This window comes from Stutzerimonas sp. Brlt_14 (assembly GCF_051948915.1).
GTDB lineage: Bacteria > Pseudomonadota > Gammaproteobacteria > Pseudomonadales > Pseudomonadaceae > Stutzerimonas > Stutzerimonas stutzeri.
Map to the genome: position 1 here is coordinate 143105 of NZ_JAYJLM010000003.1, position 20598 is coordinate 163702.

Annotated in this window: 17 protein-coding genes; 7 read left to right on the forward strand and 10 right to left on the reverse strand. The window is 66.5% G+C overall.

Going from position 1 to position 20598, the window contains the following annotated elements:
- Nucleotides 1–10: 10 nt before the first annotated feature.
- Nucleotides 11–2572 (forward strand): hybrid sensor histidine kinase/response regulator, encoded by a 2562-nt coding sequence (locus tag VF716_RS07820; RefSeq protein WP_125855922.1) that lies wholly within the window; start codon nt 11–13, stop codon nt 2570–2572.
- A gap of 76 nt (nt 2573–2648) precedes the next feature.
- On the opposite strand, the gene rpoH is transcribed toward VF716_RS07820, so the two are convergent.
- The 4 genes from rpoH to ftsY form a co-directional block, all read right to left on the reverse strand.
- Nucleotides 2649–3503: an RNA polymerase sigma factor RpoH gene (gene rpoH, locus VF716_RS07825; RefSeq protein ID WP_011914994.1), complete on the reverse strand. Its 855-nt coding sequence runs from the start codon at nt 3501–3503 to the stop codon at nt 2649–2651.
- A gap of 110 nt (nt 3504–3613) precedes the next feature.
- Nucleotides 3614–4633 carry a permease-like cell division protein FtsX gene (ftsX, locus tag VF716_RS07830; protein WP_011914995.1) on the reverse strand — a complete coding sequence of 340 codons (1020 nt, stop codon included), beginning with the start codon at nt 4631–4633 and terminating at the stop codon, nt 3614–3616.
- Nucleotides 4633–5301: a cell division ATP-binding protein FtsE gene (ftsE, locus tag VF716_RS07835; RefSeq protein ID WP_011914996.1), complete on the reverse strand. Its 669-nt coding sequence runs from the start codon at nt 5299–5301 to the stop codon at nt 4633–4635. Before ftsE ends, ftsX begins: the two co-directional genes overlap by 1 nt.
- The gene (ftsY, locus tag VF716_RS07840) at nt 5298–6590 is read right to left on the reverse strand and encodes a signal recognition particle-docking protein FtsY (protein ID WP_037004349.1); all 1293 of its coding nucleotides are present in this window, start codon (nt 6588–6590) and stop codon (nt 5298–5300) included. Before ftsY ends, ftsE begins: the two co-directional genes overlap by 4 nt.
- 227 nt (nt 6591–6817) lie before the next feature.
- On the opposite strand from ftsY, the gene VF716_RS07845 reads away from it, so the two are divergent.
- Genes VF716_RS07845 through rsmD form a run of 3 tightly spaced genes read left to right on the forward strand, consistent with a single transcriptional unit; the run spans nt 6818 to nt 10306 of the window.
- Nucleotides 6818–8170 carry a M16 family metallopeptidase gene (locus VF716_RS07845; RefSeq protein WP_020305643.1) on the forward strand — a complete coding sequence of 451 codons (1353 nt, stop codon included), beginning with the start codon at nt 6818–6820 and terminating at the stop codon, nt 8168–8170.
- A complete protein-coding gene (locus VF716_RS07850; RefSeq protein ID WP_440552428.1) occupies nt 8163–9704 on the forward strand; it encodes a M16 family metallopeptidase in 1542 nt (513 codons plus the stop codon). Before VF716_RS07845 ends, VF716_RS07850 begins: the two co-directional genes overlap by 8 nt.
- Nucleotides 9704–10306, forward strand: coding sequence for a 16S rRNA (guanine(966)-N(2))-methyltransferase RsmD (gene rsmD / locus VF716_RS07855; protein WP_045632982.1), 603 nt, complete (start codon nt 9704–9706; stop codon nt 10304–10306). The genes VF716_RS07850 and rsmD overlap by 1 nt, the downstream gene beginning before the upstream one ends.
- A gap of 11 nt (nt 10307–10317) precedes the next feature.
- Here the strand turns inward: rsmD and VF716_RS07860 are convergent, their stop codons facing one another.
- Nucleotides 10318–10722, reverse strand: coding sequence for a hypothetical protein (locus VF716_RS07860; protein WP_013984344.1), 405 nt, complete (start codon nt 10720–10722; stop codon nt 10318–10320).
- A 172-nt stretch (nt 10723–10894) separates the two neighbouring features.
- On the opposite strand from VF716_RS07860, the gene VF716_RS07865 reads away from it, so the two are divergent.
- Nucleotides 10895–11872: a hydrolase gene (locus tag VF716_RS07865; protein ID WP_013984345.1), complete on the forward strand. Its 978-nt coding sequence runs from the start codon at nt 10895–10897 to the stop codon at nt 11870–11872.
- A 6-nt stretch (nt 11873–11878) separates the two neighbouring features.
- Here the strand turns inward: VF716_RS07865 and VF716_RS07870 are convergent, their stop codons facing one another.
- From VF716_RS07870 to VF716_RS07890, 5 genes are all read right to left on the reverse strand, one after another.
- On the reverse strand, nt 11879–12895 hold the full coding sequence (locus VF716_RS07870) for an HlyD family secretion protein (RefSeq protein WP_013984346.1): 1017 nt from the start codon (nt 12893–12895) through the stop codon (nt 11879–11881).
- 9 nt (nt 12896–12904) lie between these two features.
- Nucleotides 12905–14989 carry a TolC family protein gene (locus tag VF716_RS07875; RefSeq protein WP_013984347.1) on the reverse strand — a complete coding sequence of 695 codons (2085 nt, stop codon included), beginning with the start codon at nt 14987–14989 and terminating at the stop codon, nt 12905–12907.
- On the reverse strand, nt 14989–16317 hold the full coding sequence (locus VF716_RS07880; protein ID WP_013984348.1) for a glycosyltransferase family 2 protein: 1329 nt from the start codon (nt 16315–16317) through the stop codon (nt 14989–14991). Before VF716_RS07880 ends, VF716_RS07875 begins: the two co-directional genes overlap by 1 nt.
- 1 nt (nt 16318) lies before the next feature.
- The gene (locus VF716_RS07885) at nt 16319–17701 is read right to left on the reverse strand and encodes a diguanylate cyclase domain-containing protein (protein ID WP_013984349.1); all 1383 of its coding nucleotides are present in this window, start codon (nt 17699–17701) and stop codon (nt 16319–16321) included.
- A 137-nt stretch (nt 17702–17838) separates the two neighbouring features.
- Nucleotides 17839–18504, reverse strand: coding sequence for a TetR/AcrR family transcriptional regulator (locus tag VF716_RS07890; protein ID WP_440552670.1), 666 nt, complete (start codon nt 18502–18504; stop codon nt 17839–17841).
- A 129-nt stretch (nt 18505–18633) separates the two neighbouring features.
- On the opposite strand from VF716_RS07890, the gene VF716_RS07895 reads away from it, so the two are divergent.
- Both VF716_RS07895 and VF716_RS07900 read left to right on the forward strand, forming a co-directional pair.
- The gene (locus VF716_RS07895) at nt 18634–20046 is read left to right on the forward strand and encodes a coniferyl aldehyde dehydrogenase (RefSeq protein WP_079328518.1); all 1413 of its coding nucleotides are present in this window, start codon (nt 18634–18636) and stop codon (nt 20044–20046) included.
- Between the two features lie 14 nt (nt 20047–20060).
- Nucleotides 20061–20591: a twin-arginine translocation pathway signal protein gene (locus VF716_RS07900; RefSeq protein ID WP_125855929.1), complete on the forward strand. Its 531-nt coding sequence runs from the start codon at nt 20061–20063 to the stop codon at nt 20589–20591.
- Nucleotides 20592–20598: the final 7 nt, after the last annotated feature.

Consider the following 20598-nt stretch of genomic DNA (forward strand, 5'->3'; position numbering starts at 1 on the left):
AGCGAACATGATGAGCGACCCATCGATTCACCACAGTCCCCCTGGCGGCTTGCGCCAGTTCTTCACCCGGCGAAACGGTATCGCCTGGGGCATGCTGGTGTTCACGCTGCTGGTGCAGCTGGTCGTCTGGCAGAGCCTGCGCGCCAATGAGGACCGGGCCGCCCAGGAGCAGTTCCAGATGCTGGGCGAGAAGGTCACCGAGGCGATCCGCAAGCGCCTGCGCGACCATGAACAGATCCTGCTCGGCGGCGCCGGCCTGTTCGACGCGGTGGAGCAGGTCAGCCGCGAACAATGGCGGCTGTACGTCGAACGACTGGCCCTGGCCGAGCGTTATCCGGGCATCCAGGGCGTCGGCTTCACCCAGGCCATCCGTCCAGCTGAGCGAGCCGCCCATGTGGCGCGCATCCGCTCCCAGGGCTTTGCCGATTACGACATCCACCCAGCTGGCGAGCGCGAGCTGTACACCTCGATCATCTTTCTGGAACCGTTCAGCGGGCGCAACCTGGCGGCCTTCGGCTACGACATGTACGCCGAACCGATACGTCAGCAGGCCATGCAGCGCGCGGCGCAGCTCGGCGAGACCAGCATCACCGGCAAGGTGACGCTGGTACAGGAGACCCATGGCACGGTCCAGGCCGGGGTGCTGCTCTATGTGCCCGTGTATCGCCCGCACCTGCCGACAAGCACGCCGGACGAGCGCATGCAGGCGCTGCTCGGCTTCGTCTACAGCCCCTATCGGGTCGACGACCTGATGCGCGGTATCCTGCGCGCCGCCGACCTGCCGCTGGCGCTGCACATCTACGCCAGCGCCGACGAGGCACCCGAGCATCTGCTGCACGCCTCGCGCGAGGCACCTGCTCCCGGCAGCGCGCGCTACAGCGCGCTGCAGCGACTCGAACTGTACGGCCAGACCTGGACGCTGCGCATGGACAGTCGCCCCGAGTTCGAGGATCGCTTCCATGCCAACGAGGCGCTGGTATTCGGCCTCGGCCTCGGCCTCAGCCTGCTGGTGTTCTTTCTCACCTCGTCACTGGCGCTGCGTCACGGCCGCGCCCAGGCCCTGGCCGAGGAAATGACGCGGCATATCCGGCAGAGCCGGCACGACCTGCGGCTGAGCGAGGAACGTCTGTCGCTGGCGCTCAAGGGCAGCAACGACGGGCTCTGGGACCTGGACCTGGAAGCCGGCAGCATGTACGCCTCGCCCCGCGCGTGGGAAATGCTCGGCTATCGCCCCAACGAGCTGCCCTGCGACCTCAAGCTGTGGGAGCGGGTGATCGTCGCCGAGGATCTTGCCCAGCAGAAAGCCAGACTGGCGCAGACGATGCTCGCCAACGTCGACCACTTCACCACCGAGTTGCGCCTGCAGCACAAGCACGGCCATGTCGTGCCGGTGCTGCTGCGCGGCTACATCCAGCGCGACCCGCAGGGCATGGCCCAGCGCATCAGCGGCACGCTGATGGACCTGACCGAACGCAAGCGCATCGAGCAGATGAAGAACGACTTCGTCTCCACCGTCAGCCACGAGCTGCGTACACCGCTGACCTCGATCAGCGGGGCGCTGGGGCTGATCGTCGGTGGCGCGCTCGGCAAGGCGCCGCCGTCCATGCAGCAGATGCTGGAAATCGCCTACAGCAACAGCCTGCGCCTGGGCCATCTGATCAACGACCTGCTGGACATGGAGAAGATCGCCGCCGGCAAGATGAGCTTCGAACTGCGCGAACACTCGCTCGGCGAGCTGCTCAAGGAATCCCTGGCGAGCAATCAGGCGCTATGCGATCAGCACGGCGTGCGCTGCAGCCTGGAGCACGCCACTGACGTGCGGGTCTGGGTGGATGGCATGCGCCTGCAGCAGGTGCTCGGCAATTTCCTGTCCAACGCCTTCAAATTCACTCCGGCGGGTGGTCACATCCGCGTCCACAGCAGCCTGCGCGGCCAGCGCGTGCGCATCAGCGTCACCGATCAGGGACCGGGTATTCCCGAAGCGTTCCGCTCGCGGGTGTTCGAGAAATTCGCCCAGGCCGATGCCTCCGACAGCCGGCAGAAATCCGGCACTGGCCTGGGTCTGGCCATTACCAAGGAGCTGATCGAGCGCATGGGCGGCACGGTGGGCTTCGACTGCGAGCCGGGCCAGGGCACGACCTTCTGGTGCGAGCTGCCGATCCAGCTGCCCTCCGCCGAGACCGACGGCGGCGAAGATCTGCCACGCATTCTGGTGGTCGAGGACGAGCCGGACACCGGCCGCCTGTTGCATCTGATGCTGCGCGAAGGCGGTTACGCCGCGGACCGCGTGCAGAGCCTGCACCAGGCCAGGGAAAAGCTCGCCAGCGAGCATTACGAAGCCATGACCCTCGACCTGCACCTGCCTGATGGCAGCGGCATGCAGCTGATCGCCGAACTGCGCGACAAGCCCGTGCTGCAGGATCTGCCCATCGTGGTCATCTCCGCCGCCCACCAGTTCGACCGCGCGCAGTTCCCGGAAGAGATCGTCTGGCTGCACAAACCGATCACCAATGCGCAATTGCTGGCCGCGGTCGAGAAAGCGCGTGGGCACCGCCGTCCCGGCAGCCCATGATCACAGACAGAATATGACAGGCAAAAAAAATCGCGGGAGCCGTCGGCATCCCGCGATTCATTCCTGCTGAAGGGCGTCAGGCCTGGATCGAGCCCTTGAGCTTGTTCATCGCGTTCTTTTCCAGCTGACGAATGCGCTCGGCCGACACGTTGTACTTGGCCGCCAGGTCGTGCAGGGTCGCCTTGTCCTCGTTCAGCCAGCGCTGCTGCAGGATGTCGCGGCTACGCTCGTCCAGCCCCTCGAGCGCGGCGTGCAGGCTGGAGGTGGAGCTGTCACTCCAGTCGGCATCTTCCAGCTGACGCGCCGGATCGTAGCGATGGTCTTCCAGGTAGTGAGCCGGCGACTGATAGGCGCTGTCGTCATCGGCATCGGCTGCCGGATCGAAGGCCATGTCATGGCCGGTCAGGCGGCTTTCCATCTCGCGCACTTCATGCGGCTCGACGCCAAGGCTGTCGGCCACCGCAGTCACTTCATCGTTGTTCAGCCAGGCCAGACGCTTCTTCTGGCTGCGCAGGTTGAAGAACAGCTTGCGCTGCGCCTTGGTGGTGGCGACCTTGACGATGCGCCAGTTGCGCAGGATGAACTCGTGGATTTCGGCGCGAATCCAGTGCACGGCGAAGGACACCAGCCGTACACCCATTTCCGGGTTGAAGCGCTTGACCGCCTTCATCAGACCGACGTTGCCTTCCTGGATCAGGTCGGCCTGGGCCAGCCCGTAGCCGGAATAGCTGCGAGCGATGTGAACGACGAAACGCAGGTGCGCCAGCACCATCTGCCGAGCCGCTTCGAGATCCTGATGATAGAAAAGGCGCTCGGCCAGCTCGCGCTCCTGCTCGACGGTGAGCAGCGGGAGGCTGTTCACGGTCTGCACGTAGGCCTCGAGATTCGCTCCCGGGACTAGCGCTTGAACAGGTTGCAGAGTAGTTGTCATGCAGTACCTCCAATGACGAAGCTGCAGCAGTTTAGCATTGCCGCATGAGACTGCAAGCCTGTGGAAAAGTTCCCCCGCACACCCGCTAAGCGATTGTATTAAAAGGACTTTTACCTTGGCGCAAGCTCGCTGAGGTGCCGTGCGACAGCCAGCCAGGCGCCGATGTAACCAAGGAGCACCGCACCGATCACCAGCGACAGCGCATCGCCGGCCGGCACGCCCTCCAGGCCGAAATCGCTGCCGTACAGGCCGGCCAGATTGACCACCGCCTCGTTCAGCCAGCCGAGGCCGTATGCCAGCAGCAGCCAGGCGATCAGCCCCGCACCGAGGCCGTAGATGGCCCCCATGTAGAGGAATGGGCGGCGCACGTAGCCGTCGGTACCGCCGACCAGCTTGACCACCTCGATCTCGGTGCGGCGGTTCTCGATGTGCAGGCGAATGGTGTTGCCGATCACCAGCAGCAGGGTGGCCACCAGCAACAGTGTGAGGCCGAAGACGAAGCGGTCGCCGAGCTTGAGGATCGCCGTCAGCCGCTCGACCCAGAGCAGGTCCAGCTGCGCCTGCTGCACGCCGGGCAACTCGGCCAGCTGCTGGCGCAGCGCCTCGAGCTTGTCCTTGTCCACCTCGTCCGGGGTCACCAGGATGACGCCGGGCAGCGGGTTCTCCGGCAGCTCCTTGAGCGCCTCGCCGAGGCCGGATAGCTGCTGGAACTCTTCCAGCGCCTGCTCGCGACTGATCCAGTCGGCTTCGGCCACGTCCGGCATTCCGGCCACCTGGTCGCGCAGCCGCTCGCCGGTGGCGGCGTCGACGTCCAGCTGCATGAACAGCGAGATCTGCGCAGCGCGCTGCCAGGAACCGCCGAGCCGCTCGACGTTGTCCAGCAGCAGCGCCAGCCCCATGGGCAGGCTCAGCGCCACGGCCATCACCAGACAGGTGAAGAAGCTGCCGATCGGCTGCTTGAGCAGGCGCCCGACGCTGTCCACCAGGCTCGCCCGATGGCTCTCGAGCCAGGCGTGGAACAGCGTCTTGAAATCGGGCTCGTCGCCGCGCGGCTGCTCCGGCTTCTTCACCGAACCACCGACGCGCTCGGCCGTGCTTGGATTGGTTTTGGCGTTGCGTTCGTTGCTCATCAACTGGCCTCTCCGTCACCGATCAGGCGACCTCGCTGCAGGGTCAGCATGCGATGGCGCATCCGTGCGATCAGCGCCAGGTCGTGGCTGGCGATCAGCACGGTTGTACCCAGACGGTTGATGTCTTCGAACACGCCCATGATCTCCGCGGCCAGGCGCGGATCGAGGTTGCCGGTGGGCTCGTCCGCCAGCAGCAGGGCCGGACGGTGCACCACGGCACGGGCGATGCCGACACGCTGCTGCTGACCGGTGGAAAGGTCCGCCGGATACTGCAGCGCCTTGTCCTTGAGGCTGACCCGCTCCAGCGCCGTCATCACCCGCTGGCCGATCTCGCGCTTGTTCAGCCCGAGGATCTGCAACGGCAGGGCGACGTTGTCGAATACGGTGCGATCGAACAGCAACTGGTGGTTCTGGAACACCACGCCGATCTGTCGGCGCAGAAAGGGAATCTGCGCATTGGTGATGCGCGACAGGTCCTGCCCGGCCAGCAGCAGCTTGCCGCTGGTGGGCCGCTCCATCGCCAGCAGCAGGCGCAGCAGTGTGCTCTTGCCAGCGCCGGAATGGCCGGTGACGAAGAGGAACTCGCCACGCCTGACCTGGAAGGACAGCTCGTGCAGCCCGACGTGACCGTTGGGGTAGCGTTTGCCGACCTGTTCGAAACGGATCATGCGTCTTCCCGCTGAGCGAACAGCGCCTTGACGAAGGCATCGGCCTCGAAGGTGCGCAGATCGTCGATGCCTTCGCCTACGCCGATGTAGCGGATCGGCGTGCCGAACTGCTTGGCCAGGGCGAAGATCACGCCGCCCTTGGCGGTGCCGTCGAGCTTGGTCAGCGCAAGCCCGGTCAGCTCGACCGCCTGGTTGAACTGGCGGGTCTGGTTGATGGCGTTCTGTCCGGTGCCGGCATCGAGCACCAGCAGCACCTCATGTGGCGCCGACTCGTCGAGCTTGCCCATCACCCGGCGGACCTTCTTCAGCTCTTCCATCAGGTTGTCCTTGGTGTGCAGTCGGCCGGCGGTGTCGGCGATCAGCACGTCGATGCCGCGTGCCTTGGCGGCCTGCACGGCATCGAAGATCACCGAGGCGGAATCCGCGCCGGTGTGCTGGGCGATCACCGGGATGCCGTTGCGCTCGCCCCACACCTGCAGCTGCTCCACCGCTGCGGCGCGGAAGGTGTCACCGGCGGCGAGCATGACCTTCTTGCCGTCGAGTTGCAGTTTCTTGGCCAGCTTGCCGATGGTGGTGGTCTTGCCGACGCCGTTCACGCCGACCACCAGGATCACGTAGGGACGCTTGCCGGCATCGATCGCCAGCGGCTGCTCGACCGGCTTGAGCAGGCCGACGAGCTCCTCCTGCAGCGCGGTGTAGAGCGCGCCGCTGTCGGCCAGCTCCTTGCGCGAGACGCGCCGGGTGAGGTTCTGCATGATGGCGGTGGTCGCCTCGACGCCGACGTCGGCGGTCAGCAGGCGGGTTTCCAGTTCGTCGAGCAGATCGTCGTCGATGGCCTTCTTGCCGAGGAACAGGCTGGCCATGCCTTCGCCTATGCTGGCGCTGGTCTTCGACAGACCCTGGCGCAGGCGAGCGAAGAAGCCGAGCTTGGCCGGCGCTTCCGACGTGGCCGCAACGACCGGGGCAGATACCGGCTCGGGCTCTGGCTCTGGTTCGGGTTCGGGTTCGGGTTCGGGTTCGGGTTCGGGTTCAGGGTCTGGCGGCGGCGACTTGATCACCTCGGTCGGCTGCAGATCGGCCTCGACGGCGCGAGGCTCCTCATGCTGCGGCGTGGCGGCAGGCGTTTCGACATTCGCCACGGTCTGCTCGACCGGTTCGCTGTCCGCTTGAGGCTCGGTGGCCGGCTGCTCTGCCGAAGCGGGCTGGGGCTTCTTGCGCAGCCAGCCGAACAGGCCTTTCTTCTCGCCGGGCTCGGCCGGCGTCTTCTTGTCGTAGTTGGAACCAAACATGGAGAAGGTATTCTCAAGGATGCGAAACGCCGGCAGCCAGGCTGCCGGCCTCAAAATGGGTTCTATCCTAGCACCTCGCCAAGCAGGTGCGCTAAGCGCGGCACTGCGACCGAGCCGGCTGTACGGATACCCCGGCTTTGCCTGACCCGCGCCGGCCATTACCATGGCTGCCGTGTCGCCGCCCTGCCATCCACCGTGGCGGGCACTAACCTGGACGAGTCCCGACTATGCCTCTGACGTTACGCCGCGCCGCCGCCCTGCTGCTCGGAGCGCTCTATCTGCCGCTAGTGGCTGCAGCAGACAACCAGCCGACCCACGAGTTCTTCCTCGACAATGGCCTGAAGGTGATCGTTCGCGAGGATCACCGCGCCCCGGTGGTGGTTTCCCAGCTCTGGTACAAGGTCGGCTCCAGCTACGAGACGGCGGGCCAGACCGGCCTGTCCCACGCCCTCGAACACATGATGTTCAAGGGCAGCCGCAAGCTCGACGCCGGCGAAGCCTCGCGCATCCTGCGTGAGCTGGGCGCCGAGGAAAACGCCTTCACCAGCGACGACTACACCGCCTACTACCAGGTGCTGGCCCGCGACCGTCTGGCCGTGGCCTTCGAACTCGAAGCCGATCGCCTGGCCAGCCTCAAGCTGCCGCCAGAAGAGTTCGCCCGCGAGATCGAAGTGATCAAGGAAGAACGCCGCCTGCGCACAGACGACAAGCCCAGCTCGCTGGCCTATGAGCGCTTCAAGACCATCGCCTATCCGGCCAGCGGCTACCGCAACCCGACCATCGGCTGGATGGACGACCTCAATCGCATGCAGGCCGACGAGCTGCGTGCCTGGTACGAGCAATGGTACGCGCCGAACAATGCCACCCTGGTGGTGGTCGGCGACGTGACGGCCGACGAGGTACGCGGGCTGGCCGAGCGTTTCTTCGGCGGCATCGAACGGCGCGAGGTGCCGACGGCCAAGCGGCCGCTGGAACTGGACGAGCCGGGCGAGCGCCGCCTCAGGCTGCACGTGAGGACGCAGTTGCCGACATTGCTGATGGCATTCAACGCCCCCAGTCTCGCGACTGAGGAGAACGCCCGCCAGGTGCACGCGCTGCGGTTGATCTCCGCCCTGCTCGACGGTGGCTACAGCGCACGTCTGCCGGAGCGGCTGGAACGCGGCGAGGAGCTGGTGACCAGCGCCTCGGCCTGGTACGACGCCTACGCCCGCGGCGACAGCCTGTTTGTCCTGAGCGCCGCGCCGAACATGCAGAAAGGCCGCACCCTGGAAGAAGTCGAATCCGGTCTCTGGCGGGAACTGGACGCGCTCAAGGAGGCGCCACCCTCGGCGGACGAACTCGAGCGGGTTCGCGCCCAGGTCATCGCCGGGCTGGTGTACGAGCGCGATTCCATCACCCAGCAGGCCACCACCATCGGCAAGCTGGAAACCGTCGGCCTGTCCTGGCGGCTGATGGACGAGGAGCTGGCGGCGCTCGAGGCCGTCACGCCCGAAGACATCCAGCAGGCTGCGCGCAGCTATTTCACCCGCTCGCGCCTGAGCGTCGCCCATGTTCTGCCCGAGGAAGCCCGAGATGAGTGATTGCAAAGCCCTGCGCAACGGCCTGCTCGGCCTGCTGCTGGCGGCCAGCTTCGGCCTGGCGGGCTGCGATGAAGGCTCCACCGCCCTGCCGCGCCCCGGCGAACCAGTGAAACAGGACGTGGCCCGCGAGGCCGCCCAACCCGCCGTAGCGAGCGAAGCGGCCACGGCAGCGGAGAAACCCCGCCTCGAGTCCCTCAGCGAACTGAGCGACCAGCCGCTGGCCCGACGCAAACTGGACATCCAGAGCTGGCAGACCGCCGAAGGTGCCAAGGTGCTGTTCGTCGAGGCTCGCGAGCTGCCGATGTTCGACCTGCGCCTGACCTTCTCCGCCGGCAGCAGCCAGGACGGTGACGTACCCGGCCTGGCGCTGCTGACCAATGCCATGCTCAACGAGGGCGTCGAAGGCAAGGACGTCAGCGCCATCGCCCGTGGTTTCGAAGGCCTCGGCGCAGACTTCGGCAACGGCTCCTACCGCGACATGGCGGTGGTCAGCCTGCGCAGCCTGAGCGCGCCGGACAAGCGCGAGCCGGCACTGGCGCTGTTCAATCAGGTCATCGGCCAGCCGACCTTCCCCGAGGACTCGCTGCAGCGGATCAAGAACCAGCTGCTGGCCGGCTTCGAATTCCAGAAGCAGAACCCCGGCAAGCTGGCCAGCCTGGAGCTGTTCGCCCAGCTATATGGCAATCACCCCTACGCCCACCCCAGCGAAGGCACGCCCGAGTCGATTCCGGCGATCGGCGTCGAGCAGCTGCGCGACTTCCATGCCCGTGCCTACGCGGCTGGAAATGCGGTGATCGCGCTGGTCGGCGACCTTTCCCGTGAGGAAGCCGAAGCGCTCGCCGCCCAGGTTTCCGCCGCGCTGCCACAAGGTCCGGCACTGCCGACGACGCCCTCGCCCCAACCACCCGCGGCCGGCAAGCACCACATCGACTTCCCCTCCAACCAAAGCCACCTGATGCTGGCCCAGCTCGGCATCCCTCGTGGCCATCCGGACTATGCGGCGCTTTATCTGGGCAATCAAATCCTCGGCGGTGGCGGTTTCGGTACGCGACTGATGGAAGAAGTACGGGAGAAGCGCGGCCTGACCTACGGCATCTATTCCGGCTTCAGCCCGATGCGCGCCGAAGGGCCGTTCATGATCAGCATGCAGACTCGCGCCGAACTCACCGATGGCGCATTGGAACTGGTGCAGCAGCTGGTACGCGATTACCTCGCCGAAGGCCCGACCGAGGCCGAGCTGGAGCGCAGCAAGCGCGAGATCGCCGGCAGTTTCCCGCTGTCCACCGCCAGTAACGCCGATATCGTCGGCCAGCTCGGCAGCATCGGCTTCTACGGCCTGCCGCTGACCTACCTGGAGGATTTCATGGGCGAAATCCAGGCGCTGACGGTCGAACAGGTCAAGAACGCGATGAACAAGCACCTGCAGGAAGATGCCTTCGTCATCGTCACAGCCGGGCCCAGCGTCGAGCAGCAACCGCTGCCGCCGCCCACCGATAAACCAGCCGAACAGCCCAGCGGCGTTCCGGAGCACTGATGGCCAATCCACCCATTCGCCCCAACGCCCACGGCGGCCAGGGCCAGCTGCGCATCATCGGCGGCGAGTGGCGCTCGCGCCGCTTCAGCTTCCCCGATGCCGAAGGCCTGCGCCCTACGCCGGACCGGGTGCGCGAAACCCTGTTCAACTGGCTGGCACCCTACCTGTCTGGCGCACGGGTGCTCGATCCGTTCACCGGCAGCGGCGCGATCTATCTGGAAGCGCTGTCGCGCGGCGCCAGCATGGCCCTGGCGCTGGACGTGAACGCCAATGCCATCGCCAGCCTGCGCAAGCACCTGGACACGCTCAACTGCGGCCACGGCCAACTGCTGCAGAGCGATGCCCTGCGCTATCTGGAAACTCAGACGCCGACCGCCTTCGACCTGGTATTCCTCGACCCGCCGTTCAACAAGAATCTGTTGCAACCGGCCTGCGAGCTGCTGGAGAACAAGGGTTGGCTGGCCGAACACGCCTGGGTCTACACCGAAAGCGAGGCGCTGCCGTCCAGCCTCGGCCTGCCGGGGAACTGGCGACTGCATCGGGAGAAGCAGGCCGGCAAGGTGCACTACGCACTCTGGGAGCGCCACGCACCCACCGCTTGAAGTCGGCGACGTCAGTAGAAGTCGACGGTCTGACCGTTGCGATCGAAGGCCAGGAAGCGGCCGACGTTGCCGGTCTCGATGGCGCTGACCATCATCTTCAGTGGCTGCTCGGCCTCGTCTGCGTTCGGCGTGATGCCGGCCTGGCCGGGCAGCGCCGCGGCGAACAGCAGGTCCCAGGCCACGCCGGTGCGCTCGGATTCTTCACGCAGCGCGGCGAAGTCGCTCAGTTCCTCGGGTAGCTTGTCGACGCAGAGCACCGGTTTCAGCGAACCGCCGGCGTTTTCCTCGAAACGCTGGCGCTCGGCCTCGGTGGCGTCCTCGGGCAGTTCAGCGCTGACAAAGACGAACAGCAGGCGCTGGGGCTCGCGCTCCTGGCGTGCGGCGCCGAGCAGTTGGTCGAAGGGGGTAGGCGTCATGGGCAGGGTTCCGGATAAGACTATCGCGTCACTCTCCACCCCTTGGGCGGCGCTGACCATATCCCCAAAGGCGTAATTCGCCGGGCGGCAGGCATCATTCAATGCCTGCATCATGCTTTTCTTCGAGCCGCCAACGCTCTAACGTCGGAGCAAACGAGGAACCCGAGCGACCGTGTCCGAAACCTTCCAACCCGCCTGGTGGCTTCCCGGGCCGCACTTGCAGACCTTGTGGAACCCCTTCTTTCGCAAGGCGCCGCGTCTCGAACGCCGGCGTGAGCGACTGTGGCTGGCCGATGGCGATTTCATCGACCTGGACTGGCACGGCCCGCATGAGGCCACGGCGCCACTGGTGCTGGTGCTGCACGGGCTGACCGGCTCGTCCAGCTCGCTCTATGTGCTCGGCCTGCAGCAACAACTGGCCGCGCGCGGCTGGGCCAGCGTCGCCATCAACTGGCGCGGCTGCTCGGGCGAGCCGAACCTGTTGCCGCGCGCCTACCACTCCGGCGCCAGCGACGACCTTGCCGAAGTCATCGGCCATCTGCAGGCCAAGCGCCCGCTGGCACCGCTGTATGCGGTCGGCTACTCGCTGGGTGGCAACGTGCTGCTCAAGTACCTGGGCGAAAGCGGCATCGGCAGCCCGCTGCGCAAGGCGGTCGCGGTGTCGGTGCCGTTTCGCCTGGACCAGTGCGCCGATCGCATCGGCCTGGGTTTCTCCCGCGTCTACCAGGCGCACTTCATGAAGGCCATGGTCGCCTATGTGAAGGACAAGCAGCAGCGTTTCCAGCATGAAGGCCTGACCGAGCACCTGGGCGCCCTGCAGCGCCTGGGTCCGCTGCAGGGCATGCGCACCTTCTGGGACTTCGACGGCCGCTTCACCGCACCGCTGCACGGCTACAGCGACGCCCAGGACTACTACCGCCGTGCCTCCAGCCGCTACTACCTGCCAGAGATCACGACACCAACCCTGCTGATCCAGGCCGCGGACGACCCCTTCGTGTTTCGCCACAGCGTGCCGGAACCAACCGAACTGTCGGCGACCACAACCCTGGAGCTGCACCGCCGCGGCGGCCACGTCGGCTTTGTCGAAGGCACACCGCGCCGCCCGCGTTACTACCTGGATCGGCGCATTCCGCAGTGGCTGGCGGGCTGAGACGTTTCAGCCGCCAAATGGCAACCATCGGTGCGGGAAGCGCGCCTTGAGACCGAGCCGGTCAATACGCCACTCAGGCGGCAGACCATCGTGCACCCGCGCAATCACGCGCAGCCTGCGTGTCGGCGCACTGAACGGTGGGCGCAGTTCGACCGGCACCGGCGCGGCATCGTCCACCGCCTGAATCACTACCGCCTGGCGTTGACTATGGTCGGGAAAGATCAGCGTCAGCAGCTTTCCGGGTGTGGCCTCGGCAGCGTGGCGCGGATCGAGATAAACCCAGACCTGCGCCTCGCCGTCGCCCTCGACGCGCAACAGGGGCGTGCCCGGCCCGACGTTCTCGCCAGGCGCGACGAGGATTTCGCCGACGCGACCATCGTTCTCGGCATGCATTTCCAACCCCTGCAACCGGCTGTCCAGCCAGGCAAGCTCCAGGTCGCGCTGGCGCTGCTCGGGTCCGATCTCCGGCTGGCGCCGCTGCTCCAGCTGATACAGGTCGCGGAGCCGCGCGTCACGCTGGTCGGTGGCCGCCAACAGTTCGCCACGGGTAGCCGCGCCCGCTTCGAACAGGCGCTGGACCTGCTGCACGCGCGCCTCGGCACGGGCGAGCAAGCCCTGCAACAGTGCACGCTCCGCGGCCAGAGTCTCTGCGCCGGGACTATTCGACGGCACGCTCGCCGCCTGCAGCAGGAAGCGCCGCGCACGCCACTCCGGATTATCCAGACGAACCAGCACGTCGCCCGCCGTCACCCGTTGCCCCGGCTGCACCAGCACCTGCTGGACCTGCGCTCCGTCGCGCGCGCGCAACTCGCTGCCCGGCAGGTGCAGCTGCGCAGGCGCCTCGATCAGCCAGAGCGTAAGCATCCAGCGGCCGACCAGCCACAACAGCGGGCTGAGCACCGCCAACAGGATGAGGTACCAGCGCAGCCGGAAGGCCAGGCGCTTGCCCGGCGCGTAGAGCACCTGCAGGCCCTGCTCCTGGGTCGGTTGCTGCTCCTTGGCGCTGGAGAATTTGATCTTCATGCGATGTGCTCAATGGGGATAGTGAGACCAGTCCTGCCAGTCGATGCCGGTGATGGCCTGCGTCTGCAGACGCTGACGCCAGCGTTCGGTCTGTGCCTGCAATTGCGCGCGGGATGCGCCACTCCAGCTCTCATCCGGCGCCAGCTGCGGCTCCACGCTCTGTGCCAGCCGGAACGACAAGCCCGGCCAGCGCCGCGCGATCTCCGTCGCCAGCCCCCCGCTGCGTTCAGGGTTGCGGGTATAAATCATCAGGCTGACCCGATGCACGCCACGCTGCTGCAACCGACAGGGCACGCAGTATTCGCCGGCGCGCGGTGCGGCGAACCAGCGGTGATGGCTGGACAGCTCAAGCGGCCAGGGACTGACGCTCGCGGCCGCCGTCAGCGTATCCATCCAGTCGCGCAGCCGCGCCTCGGGGACCGGCCAGCCGAGCTGCTCGACTTCCAGATCCAGATGCAGACCGGCGAACGGCAGCGTCGTCAGCTCACCGAGCAGATCGAGCAACCCCTGACGCCCCTCGGGTTGTAGCCAGTGCGGATCGCCGAGCAGCAGCAGCACCTCGAATCCCTGTTCGCGCGCGGCACTGAGCAACACGCGCAACTGGCCGCGCAAGCGCTCCGGCTCAGCCACTTGGGCAGCGTCGAGGCCGAGGTAGAGACGCTGCATGCCGGCCGCTCGCAGTTGCGCCAGCACCTCGGCGCGCTGGCGCTCGTCGAACAGTGCGCGGCTGTTCCAGACATACACACCCTGGCGCCAGCTTGCTGAGTCAGTCGCCACGCGCTTATCCCGGTCCGGCTGCAGCGCCTGCCAGTCGTTCTCCGCTGGCCCCAGCAACGACGAACGTCCTCCGTCCTCATCAATGAACAAGCGCAACGCTGCTTCCCGCAGCCACAACCCGTGCCAGGCGGCAATCAGGCGCAAACCGGCGTAGCCATGCTCCAGCTCGGCGGCCAGGCTGCCGAGGTAGGCTTGCTCGACATCGCCGTCGCGGCGCAGGCGCTGCTCGCGCACAGCTAACGCCGCCACTTCCAGTTGCTCGCGCGCCTGCAGCAGTTCATCCGCGGCCAGGCGCTGGGCACGCAGCGCCTGCCCGAGTCCCTGTAGCAACTGTTCACGCTCGGCTTCGAGCTGCGCCAGTGCCACCTGATGACGCGCCTCACCCTCGTTGCCCCGCGCCTGACCGTAGGACAGCGGATCGAACGGAGCCGACAGGCTGATGCTCGCCACTAGGCCATTGCCTGGCTTGCTGCCACCGTTACGGTCTTCGTAGCTCTGCGCCACGCTGAAATTCGAGTCGACCCCGGCATACCAAGGGCTTTGCCGATTCCGCTCCGCCTGACTCACCTGGCCGCGCCGCTCCTGCAGACGTGGATGCACCTCGAGCTGCTGCAACCAGGCGCTCAGAGGCTGCGCGCTTGCCGCCAGTGCTTCGGTCTGGGCCTGGCTTTGCGGCTCGATGGGCTGCCCACTGAGTGACTGCAGGCTGTAGCGAGTTTCTTCCAGCACCGGCTCAACCGCCGCACAACGACGCTGCAACGCCTGCCAGCGGCCATCCTGCAGGCGCGCCTCGGAAGCCAGCAGCCAGCCCTCGCGCAGACGCACCGCCAGCTGCTCGCGCGCGCGTCGCGCAGGCTCGGCGATCCCGTCGCACCAGCGCAGCTCCTCCTGCGCTCGCCACCAGTCGGCATAGGCGCTGCGCAGCGCCAGCCGTTGCTCGACACGGGCCAGCTGCAGACGGGCCTGCTGTTGCTGACGCTGGTCTTCCACGCTGCGTACCGCATCCAGCTGGCGTTTCAGGCTGCCCAGCAGCGGATGGCGCAAACCAAGCGCCAGATCGCGACCGTAGTAGTCGTCGCGCACCTCTTCGGTCACCAGCTCCCGATAGCGCCCCGTCCCTGCCGAAGCGAACCACTGCCAACCGGCCTCGGCTTCGCGCTGCCGCTGCAGCGCCTCGAGGGCCACGCGTTCGGCCTCTGCCGCGCGCAGGGCCGGCGCGCTATCGACGCGATCCAGCAACGTCGGCAGCGGTAGCACATCGGCCAGACAGGGCGAGCCCAGCCACAGCAGACCGAGCACAAAGAACGCTCGCAGCATCAGAACCTCTTCGCCTTGCGCAGCACCCACCAGGGCGCCATCGAGGTTTCCTCATGGCCACGCCGGATCATTTCGTTGAGGATCGCCACCGCGCTCCAGCAGCGCATGACGAACATGAACAGCGGAAACAGCGGCACCACCCAGCACAGCCACAGGTCCTGCCGCGGCCGTTCGGACACCATGCTCACCGCCACCACGTAGGCCAACAGGGTGTTGGCCAGGTACACCAGATAGACCAGCCAGGCGAGCACGAGAAAGGTCGACAGCGCCAGCGAGTACAGTCCGACGATGAAGTAGCCGAGGATGATGAACGGCAGCACCAGCTGGAAGAAGAACCCGCTGACCAGCACCACCAGAAAGTTCGGCCAGCCGAGCAGGCGCGGCGTGAAGCTGTGGCGATGCTTGCGCACATAGAGGAAGAACAGATCGCCATCCCAGCGCAGGCGCTGCATGAGGAACTGGCGGAACGTCACCGGCGCGTCGGTATGGCCGATGGCGCACGGCTCGAACGGAATGCGCAGCGGCCGGCGGCCGAAGTAGTTCTTGATGCGCAGGGTGATATCCAGATCTTCGGCGGTATGGGTGTCCCAGCCACCGATTTTCTGCAGAAAGCTGCGACGAAATGCGCCGAACGCGCCGGATACGTTATTCACCACGTTCCACTCGCTGAGGCCGATCTTGGCCAGCTGGATCGACAGCAGGTATTCCAGCGCCTGCATCGCCGTGGTCAGCGAGGCACGGGCATTGCGCACCCGCAGGCTGCCGGCCACCGCCGGCACGTCCGGATCCTGGAAATGGCGCACCACGTTGACCACCATGTCGTTGTCGAACGAGGTGTCGCCATCCAGCGCCATGACGATCTCGCCGGTGCTGTATTCCAGCCCTGCATTCAGCGACGAAACCCGGCCACCGCGCTGCCACTTGGCGATCGGCCGCAGAAAGCGCCGCGGATACAGCTGCGCATCGAGGCGAAAATCCCGCACGGCCTGCATCGTCGCGTGATTGGCCGTCGCGCCGTCGACCACCGGAATCATCTCGATCTCGCCGCGATAAGTCTGCTCGCACAGGCTGAGCAGCGTGGTCTGCACATCGCGCCCTTCGCTGTAGCAGGTGATCACGCAGGACACGCGCGGCTGGTAGCTGTTGCCTTCCGGCAGCTCGAAGGGTTTGCGCACGAACCAGCGCAGCACGCCGAGCAGGATCACCAGGCTGAGCGGCACCTCCAGCAGCAGAAACGCCGGAAACAGCATCACCAGCAGATAGCCCAGCCCGTCGGGCTTGTCGATTTCGCCGAGAATCCCCAGCCACTGCAGCCAGAAACCCTCCATCTCAGCCCAGCTCCCCGTTCAGGCGCGCCAGCAGCAACGCGGCATCTTCCTGTTCGAGCAGGTCGGCCGGTGCGGTGAAGCCGATCTGACGCAGCTGCAGCTGGCCGATCTGCTCGCTGGCCAGACGCTCGGCACCTTCCTGCAGGCGTTTACGCACCACTGCCAGGCCGGCCGCATCGGTGTGCGGCATCATGATCCAGAGAATCTCTTCGCTGACCCGGCTGCAGCGATCGGTGTCGCGCACGGCTTCCTGCAAGCGTTCGACCAGGCTGTCCACCAACGCATGGCCGCGCAGCTCGCCGAGTGCGCTGATGGTCGCCGCCAGGTTGACGAACCGCAAACCAAGCAGGGAGAACGCCGGCTGCTTGTAGCGCCGCACCAGCTGCAGCTGCCAGTTGAGCAACTCGTGGAAGGACTTCTGGTTGAGCAGGTTGAGCGTGCCGAACTGATCGGTCTCGGCGACGCTGCTCGAGTAACCCTGCCGACAACGCAATCGCCCGGCCTCGGCGAGGCGGAAGTGACGCACCTCGCGCACGCGCAGCTTGTCCGGCGCATGGGCCTGGCCACAGTCCAGGCAGCGCGCCTCGACTTCGGCATCGACGAAGAACGCCTGGCAGCTGCGGCAGCGATAGTTCTCCAGCGGCCGGTCGTAATCGCTGCCGATGTGACGCAGGCGCGAGAAACAGTTCGGGCAGAGCAGCAGGCCATCCTTGAGGAAGTGCTCCTGGGCGCCGACGTGGCCGCAGGTGAAGCAGTGCAGCGACGGCTGACGGGCGATTTCCAGCGTCTGGCACTCGGGGCAGACATCCACGTAGTTCAACCGGCCGGAGCCACAACCGACGCACAGGCGCACCCGATCGACCAGCTCGCCCTCTTCCAGCCAGCCCTGCTGGGTCATCAGCTGTAGCCAGGCGAAGGCGTTCGGCGACTCGTCGTCCTCCAGCGCCTCCAGCAGCGGATAGTGATAGTGCTGCGCCACGCCGGCATCGCGCACCGCATGGATGGCGCCGTGCGGGCGCAACCACAGCCAGGCGAGCACGCGCGACTCGAAACGCTCCGGCGCCACCCCACGGTTGAACAGCGCGAAGCGCTCCTGCCAGAGCCGCCAGAGCGGCACCAGGGCGCTCAGATCAGCCGGCGGCGCGCCGTCGCTCAGCGCCTTGCAGGACGCGTCCTGCTCCTGGCAGCAATAGATCAGGCTGAAGCGATAACGCTTGTCCATACGCAGGCTGCGCAAGGCTTCGCCGGCGCGCACCGCCGGCAGATCGAGCAGAACGATGTCATACGCCGGCAGCGCCGCGAGCGCGGACCACTCGGGGTGCCGCTCGTATTCGATACCGACAACAGGGGAAGAAGACGCACCAAGGACAGCGACGCGTGGCATGGGGGACATGGGAAGGAAAACCGGATAATGGCTATGTGATACTTGATTGCCATCATTATACGAGTTCTTTCAGGGTTATTCGCCAGCTATTCGTCGCCTCGACGCTTGAATATTGATCAGGCGCAGCGCGAACGCCATTAATCCGACGAAATACCCTGACAACCATCCGACAGGTACTGGCGCAGCAACGCGCAGACTTCCGCCGAAGCAGCCGGCGATACGAAGCCGACCTCCAGCGCCAGCAGCTGATAGATACCGCGACGCAACTGCCCCGGCCCGAGCTGCACCGAGGGCTCGCCGACGGTACCGAGGAAGCGTACCCAGGAAGTGAGAATGATCCAGGCATTGAGTGCCAGCGCGTCGACCTCGGCGGGGCCCATGCGCAGGATGCCGGCGTCGACGAATCCCTGATAGATCGCCCGCGCGTTGTCCAGGCAACGCGCCGCAAAGGCGCGGTAGCGCTGTGCCAGCGCTTCGTCGGCGGCGAGTAGCGCTTCCAGGTCGCGATGCAAGAAACGGAAGTCCCACATCGCTGCCAGCAGCGCCTCCAGATAGACGGCCTTGTCCGCCACCGTCAACGCCCGTTGCGGCGGGCGCAGGAACTCGTCGATGCGAGCCTCGTAACGCCTGAACAGCTCGGCGACGATCGCCTGCTTGTTGGCGAAGTGGTAGTACAGGTTGCCCGGCGAGATACCCAGGTGCCCGGCGATGTGGTTGGTGGTGACGGTGCGTTCGCCCTGGGCGTTGAACAGCGTTAGGCTGGCTTCGATGATGCGATCGCGGGTCTTGGCTCGGGGTGCCATGGGCGGCGGGGTCTCGGCGATGGAGCGAAGGGGCAACGGTACACGCCAGCGGCCGGGCAAGCACGTCTCGTTGACAGATTAGAGCAATTACTCTAGAAATCTCCCAGCCATCTTTCTTGAGGAGCCTCCATGTCCGCCGACATCCCGCAGGCGCTTGCCGCCATGGAGGCTCTGTTCCAGCGTCAACGCTCGGCCTTTCTCGCTGCGCCCATGCCTTCGGAGGAAGACCGCGTGCGCTGGCTGGACGCGCTGCGCGATGTGCTGGCAACCCACCAGCCGGCGCTGATCGAAGCGATCAGCGCCGATTTCGGCCATCGCTCGGCCGACGAAACCCTGCTGGCGGAAATCATGCCCAGCCTGCATGGCATCCGTCACGCCTGCCGCCATCTGCGGCGCTGGATGAAACCGTCGCGGCGTCGGGTCGGCCTGGCTTTCCAGCCGGCCAGCGCGCGGGTGGTCTACCAACCGCTGGGGGTGGTGGGGATCATCGTGCCGTGGAACTACCCGCTCTACCTGGCCATCGGTCCGCTGATCGGCGCGCTCGCAGCCGGCAACCGCGTGATGCTGAAGATGAGCGAGTCGACACCGGCCACCGGTCAGCTGCTGAAAACGCTGCTCGCGCAGGTGTTCCCCGAGGATCAGGTGGCGGTGGTGCTCGGCGACGTGGAGGTCGGCCGCGCCTTTGCCCGCCTGCCTTTCGACCATCTGCTGTTCACCGGCGCGACATCTGTCGGCCGTGACGTGATGCGTGCCGCTGCGGACAACCTCACCCCGGTCACCCTCGAGCTGGGCGGAAAGTCGCCCGCCATCGTCTCGGCCACGGTGCCGCTGGCCGATGCCGCCGAGCGCATCGCCTTCGGCAAGTGCATGAACGCCGGGCAGACCTGCGTTGCGCCGGATTACGTGCTGGTGCCGCGCGCGCGCCTCGAGGGCTTCGTCAGCGCCTACCGTGAGGCCGTGCTGCGCCTGTATCCGCGCCTGGCCGACAACCCCGACTACAGTGCAATCATCAATGCCCGCCAGCTGAAGCGGCTGCAGGACTACCTGGACGACGCCCGGGCCAAGGGCGCACGGGTCATGCCGCTGTTCGACGCGCCACAGCAGCGGCGCATGCCGCACTGCCTGCTGCTGGAGGTCAACGAGCAGATGCGGGTGATGCAGGAGGAGATCTTCGGCCCGCTGCTGCCGATCGTGCCCTATGGCGGGCTGGACGAGGCGCTGGCCTATGTCAACGCCCGGCCACGACCGCTGGCGCTGTACTACTTCGGCTACGATCGCGGCGAGCAGCAGCGCGTCCTCGAGGGCACGCATTCCGGCGGCGTATGCCTGAACGACACCCTGCTGCATGTCGCGCAGGACGATCTGCCCTTCGGCGGCATCGGCCCTTCCGGCATGGGCCATTACCACGGGCACGAAGGCTTCCTGACATTCAGCAAGGCCAGGGCGGTATTCGCCAAGCAGCGCTTCAACGCCGCACGGCTGATCTATCCGCCCTACGGCAAGTGGTGGCAGAAGCTGATCTACGCTCTGTTCATCCGCTGAAGCGCGACGAACCCATGCACGACCTCGCCATGAACCGCCGCACCCTGCTCAAGGTCGGGCTGCTCGGCGGCGCCATCCTGGCCGCTGGCGGGCTGCTCGGCCGCTGCGCGGGGGCGACCGCCGCCGGCCCCGCCAGCGGCTTCGCCGTGCTGCGTGAGGCCGACCTGCCGCTGCTGCACCGGCTGGTCCCGCTGCTGTTGGACGGGGCGGTAGCTGCCGAGCACATGCCGCAGGCCGTGCAGGCCACGCTGAGCAGCCTCGATCAGGGCCTGGACCACCTCTCGCCCGCCCTGGCGGCCCAGGTGCGCCAGCTGTTCGACGTGCTCGGCCAGCCGCTGACCCGCGGCCCGCTCACCGGCATCTGGGGCGACTGGAGCCAGGCCTCGGACGACCAGCTGCGCACGTTCCTTCTGCGCTGGCAGAACAGCTCGCTCGCGTTGCTGCGCCAGGGGCACGCCTCGCTGCTGCAGATGATCCTCATGGCCTGGTACGCCTGCCCCGCTTCCTGGGCGCACTGCGGCTATCCCGGGCCACCGGCCGTCTGACCAAGGA